Annotated in this window: 8 protein-coding genes; 7 read left to right on the top strand and 1 reads right to left on the bottom strand. The window is 61.9% G+C overall.

Features of this window, described 5'->3' with window-relative positions; translation table 11 throughout:
• Window positions 1-277 precede the first annotated feature (277 nt).
• Both GGQ89_RS19605 and GGQ89_RS19610 read left to right on the top strand, forming a co-directional pair.
• Entirely contained in the window at window positions 278-853 is a 576-nt protein-coding gene (locus GGQ89_RS19605) for a helix-turn-helix domain-containing protein (protein ID WP_082733612.1), read from the top strand.
• Window positions 850-1269, top strand: a complete 420-nt coding sequence (locus GGQ89_RS19610) for a hypothetical protein (protein ID WP_010337277.1) — start codon at window positions 850-852, stop codon at window positions 1267-1269. Before GGQ89_RS19605 ends, GGQ89_RS19610 begins: the two co-directional genes overlap by 4 nt.
• 141 nt (window positions 1270-1410) lie before the next feature.
• Here the strand turns inward: GGQ89_RS19610 and mobQ are convergent, their stop codons facing one another.
• Window positions 1411-2643 carry a MobQ family relaxase gene (mobQ, locus tag GGQ89_RS19615; RefSeq protein ID WP_231736769.1) on the bottom strand — a complete coding sequence of 411 codons (1233 nt, stop codon included), beginning with the start codon at window positions 2641-2643 and terminating at the stop codon, window positions 1411-1413.
• 146 nt (window positions 2644-2789) lie between these two features.
• Here mobQ and GGQ89_RS19620 point away from each other — a divergent pair, with 146 nt between their 5' ends.
• The 5 genes from GGQ89_RS19620 to GGQ89_RS19640 all read left to right on the top strand — a co-directional run bounded on the left by GGQ89_RS19620 (window position 2790) and on the right by GGQ89_RS19640 (window position 4283).
• Window positions 2790-3065 (top strand): hypothetical protein, encoded by a 276-nt coding sequence (locus tag GGQ89_RS19620; RefSeq protein WP_010337271.1) that lies wholly within the window; start codon window positions 2790-2792, stop codon window positions 3063-3065.
• Entirely contained in the window at window positions 3058-3495 is a 438-nt protein-coding gene (locus GGQ89_RS19625; protein WP_066769916.1) for a hypothetical protein, read from the top strand. Before GGQ89_RS19620 ends, GGQ89_RS19625 begins: the two co-directional genes overlap by 8 nt.
• A 65-nt stretch (window positions 3496-3560) precedes the next feature.
• Window positions 3561-3839, top strand: coding sequence for a BrnT family toxin (locus tag GGQ89_RS19630; protein WP_010337273.1), 279 nt, complete (start codon window positions 3561-3563; stop codon window positions 3837-3839).
• A complete protein-coding gene (locus GGQ89_RS19635) occupies window positions 3823-4101 on the top strand; it encodes a BrnA antitoxin family protein (RefSeq protein ID WP_029547671.1) in 279 nt (92 codons plus the stop codon). The genes GGQ89_RS19630 and GGQ89_RS19635 overlap by 17 nt, the downstream gene beginning before the upstream one ends.
• A 2-nt stretch (window positions 4102-4103) precedes the next feature.
• Complete coding sequence (locus tag GGQ89_RS19640) at window positions 4104-4283, top strand: transcriptional regulator (protein ID WP_082733613.1); 180 nt, start codon at window positions 4104-4106, stop codon at window positions 4281-4283.
• Window positions 4284-4717 lie beyond the last annotated feature (434 nt).

Genomic DNA, 4717 nt, shown 5'->3' on the forward strand with positions numbered 1-4717 from the left:
ATTAAATAAAAACCATTTATAATCATCAACTTAGCGGGGGGGGGTAGCTCACCAGCTATGAGCTACCCCTAGCTCACCAGCTATGAGCTAGGTTCGAACAAAATTCGAAAATTTATGATTGAAATTGCAACACGTTTTCGGCACGTCGGTTTTGAATTTCATTCAATGACGTTCTGATTTTGATCATAGATGAGCTAGGGGTAGCTCACGCTGGATCAAATTTATCAGTCTGTGGGACTGGGGAGTGCCAATGTCGCAAGAGTCAAAGCAACTGGGTTTGACCACCGCACCGGGCGGGACATGGGTGCAGACTGATCGCGCCGCTCATGAGAGATGGGCGCAACTGGCCATCGCCAACCCCCGTGCGTCATCGGTGCTTCATGTGCTGGTGGCTCAAATGGGACGGCATAATGCCATTGTGACCAGCCAAACGACATTGGCAAAGGCAGCCCATTGCTCACTCCCCACCCTTAAGCGGGCTTTGTCCATACTTCGCGAACAAGGGTGGATCGAAGTCCGCCAGATCGGCCCAACCGGGACAGCCTGCGCTTATATCATCAATGATCGGGTCGCATGGAGCGGCAAGCGTGATGGCATTCGCTACAGCTTGTTCTCAGCGGCTGTGCTGATTGCAGATGATGAACAGCCGGATCGTGATGAACTGGGCGCACAACCGGCGCTCCATCGCCTGCCGAACCTGTTCCCGGGAGAGCGTCAGTTGCCAAGCGGTCCGGGCCTTCCGCCCCCGTCTGAACCATCACTTCCGGGGATGGAACCTGACTTGCCCGCGCAGTATATGGAAACCCCGGAAACACCACCATTTGAACGATTGGAAACGGGTGAAGATTCGTGACCTATCTAAGTCTAGGAGAAGCCGCAAAGGCTGCTGGTGTTGCCAAGGGAACTATTAGCAAAGCCCTGAAATCAGGTAAGCTAAGCTATGCTGACAAAACCCCTGCGGGATACCAAATAGACCCCGCCGAACTGTTCCGCGCGTTTCCACGGAAACAGCCAGAAACCGTTGAATATGAACGATTGGAAACTCCAAAGGAAACGGTGGAAACGGCTGTGCTACGGGCACAGCTTGAAGCCGCCGAACGGAGGGCCGCAACTGCCGAGGCCGACCGGGACGCTTGGCGGGAACAAGCGCAACGTGCGACACTCGCTTTGACCGATCAACGTGCCGCCCCTCAACCCGTCCCCCAGCGTGGATTCTGGTCCCGTCTGTTCAGCCGCCAGGGCAACAGCCCTAGCGGCGATGAGGCATGAGGGCGGCGGGTTTCACCTGAACCCGCGCATGGCTGACCGCCCCAGTCGCGACCACGCCGCCGCTGCGATCTGGCTGCACGAAAAACCCTGACGCATTGGAAGTCCGCACGAAAACCCCGATTTCAGGGTTTTCCGTCACCCTCACAGGCTCATGCCGCGATCCCGTTGCAGGACCAGCTCGCGCTCGTGGAGCAACTGCCCCACCGCCCGCGCCATTTGGGGTTCGCGCTGGATCTGCTCGATGTAGAGATCCTTGGTGTGCTGGTTCGCCCCGTTATAGGCATCCACCGCCTTGCGGAGCGCCTCCGGGGTCGCCTTCCAGTCGCTGTTATGGTCGCCATAGCCGTGGGCGCCCGCCTCGCGCTTCCCGGCTATGGTCCTGAACTTCTCCGCCACCTTTTCCCGTTCCTGCGCCTGCTGGCGCTCCTGTGCCTGCTCACGGGCGCGCTCGGCGGCAAGCTGCTCCTGACGCTGCGCCTCGGCGGCATCGCGCCGATCGCGATCGACCGCGCCGCTCAAGGTCGCCGCGAACGCATGGAGTCTGCCCGATATGCGCTGCCCCGCATCGCGTAGCCACTCGGTCCCCCGCTCGATATACTGGCGCAGGCCCCGCCGCTCGATGACGCCGGCGTTGTGCTGGCCCACCATCGTCACCGGCTCATAGGCCCGCCCCTCCCGCATCGCCTGATGCTCGGCGCGGCGCTCCATCGCCGTCGCGCTCGGCCCCATATGCACGGTCGCCTCCTGCTCGATCCCCTGCCGCTGGTGGCTGCGATGGTCCACCCGCTCCACGCTACCGGCGCGCTCAAGGGCAACATTCTGCATCTCGGCCCACCGGCCACGCCAGCGCTCGACCTCCCCGCTCGTCTTCTGGTCCAGTTCGCGGGTCTTCTCGCCCAGCCCTTCCGGGCCGATCCGCCGCGTCGTCGTCAGCAGATGGGCATGATGGTTGCGCTGGTCGCCCTCGCGACCTGGTGCGTGGATCGCCACGTCCACCGCCACCCCATGCCGCTCGCTGATCTCCCGCGCGAGGCCCAGCGCAAGCTCGCGCCGCGCCTCGGCCGACAACTCGGCCGGAAGCGCGATTTCATATTCACGGGCGACGGTGGAGTTCTTGCGCGTCTCGGCCTGCTCGGCGGCGTTCCAGAGCGCGGCCCGGTTGTTGGCCCACGCCGGGGCGTCGGCGGGCACAACAAGCGCGTTATGCTCGACGCCTTGCTTGCGGGTGTAATCGTGGACGAGGCCGGTTCGCTCGTCCGTGATTTCGACGCCCGCACGATAAGCCGCTGCCGCCGTCGCACTGCGACCGGCGGAACGGCTGATCGTCTTAACCGCAAGATGGAAGCTCGCCATCGCCGCGCCCTTACTAGCCATGCGGGAGCATGGCGCGGGCGATAGCCCGCTGGGGTTCAGGGGTATCCCCTGACGCACGCAAACGCAAGTTTGCATAAGTGCGCCCTTCCTCTCTTTCGTTCGGTCGGGTCCGGTGCTATCAATATCGCGCAGCGAAAGGATTGACCATGGCCGCTCCCACGCCAGAGGCTATCGAAACCGCACGTCGCAAGGTCCAGCAGGCCAAGGCCCGGTTGCAGGCACTGGAAGCCCGCGCCGCCACCATGAACCGCAAGGCCGATGCGCGCCGCAAGATCATCCTCGGCGGCCTGCTCCTCGATGCCGCCATGAAAGACCCCGCATGGGAATCCCGCCTCAATGACCTGATGAACCGCATCAGCCGCGATCAGGACCGCAAGGCGTTCGAGGGCTGGACCTTCAAGGGAGGCCCTGCCGATGCCTGATCCCTTCGACCCTGCCGAGTTCGACGCGCCCCCTCCCTCCGATCCCGGCGCGGACTATCGCATCCTGCTCGACGCCATGCGGAAGGCCGGGGCCGAAGGGGTCGCCCAGCAGGTCGCCGCCCTGTCCCGCCAGATCGAGCATGACGCCCGCCAGCGCGCCGAAGCGGGGCAGCAGACGCAGAACGCGCTCAACGAACTCCTGCGGGCCGCTACGCAGCTTCAGCGCGTCAGCGCAGCCATCGGGTGGGAGCATCTGAAGGGATGGCTCTACGCGGCCATGATCGGGCTGGGCCTGATCTTCGCCGCGGCCCTCGCCTACCAGTGGGCGAAGGAACCCAAGATTGAACAGCGGCTATACGGCTGCACCGCACGATGGGACGCCAAAACTCAACGCTGCAAGGGCGATTGGGTGCCCTTGCAGGCGCAATAGGCCAGTTCATTATCGGGTGTACGTAAATTCTTGCTCTTAACATTTAATGGGTGTACGAGATTGCTATGGAAGTCGAGTTCGATCCGGCCAAGGACGAGGCTAATCTCGCCAAGCACGGCGTATCATTGCAGGCTGCGGCGGACTTCGATTTTACAACATCGCTCGACCGTGAAGACACACGGTTCGACTATGGCGAAGTTCGCTTCGTATCCATCGGCTTCATCGGCGACCGCCTCTATTTTTTGGCCTATGCCGATGGTTCAACGGACGATGCAATACGCGCCATCAGCCTCCGCAGAGCGGAGAAACACGAGGTGAGGTTCTACTATGCGTCCCAAGTTTGATCCCGAAATTCACAGCGAAGATGCTCCGCTATCCGAGGAGTTCATGCAGGGTATGCGTCCGGCGCGTGAGGTCCATGGTGTTGACTGGGTTGACGCCAAGATGGGCCGCAAGCGCGGGCGGCCCAAGCTGGATGCTCCCAAGGTCGAGGTGAAAATCCGCTTGGATGCAAAGACGGTGGAGCATCTGCGCGACAGCGGCCCCGGATGGCAAACCCGTGTAAACGCCCTGCTCGGCCAGCTTGTGGCGACGGGACAAATCTGATCGTGGGCCACGTGGAAGCCCGCGAAAGCTTCAAGGCCGAAGCCCTCGCCTCATGGGCCGAATATCAGGAAACCGGGCTGCATCTGACCGGCGAGGAAGTGGCCCGCTGGCTCGATAGCTGGGGCACGGCAGGCGAGGGCGAATGTCCGCCTTGCCATCTGCGCGGAACCGAAAACCCCTGATTTTACCCTCTGGTGCCCGTCAGGGCACCGCCAAGCCCTTGGATGGCGAAACCTACCCCCCAACGCCTCCCTGCGCTCTATGGGCCGGAATCGGCTCCTGCACACCCCCTGATAGCCAATTGCGACCTTGCAGCGTGTGCGACGTGGAAGGGATGCGGATTCCTGTCCGTCATGCGCCTAACGCGTGCCGCGACTAGCGGCACTCATCATCACCGCCGTAGGCGGCCTGATTAGCGAGTTACCCACCCCCCGCCGCCGCCAGCTTTTGGATAGCGCTATGGCGGGGCATGGATAACTCGCAGCCCCCTTTCAGGGGGTAATCATAAGATCATAGAAGGGATTAAATAAAAACCATTTATAATCATCAACTTAGCGGGGGGGGGTAGCTCACCAGCTATGAGCTACCCCTAGCTCACCAGCTATGAGCTAGGTTC

It is taken from the genome of Sphingomonas yabuuchiae, assembly GCF_014199595.1.
In the GTDB taxonomy this organism is placed as follows: domain Bacteria; phylum Pseudomonadota; class Alphaproteobacteria; order Sphingomonadales; family Sphingomonadaceae; genus Sphingomonas; species Sphingomonas yabuuchiae.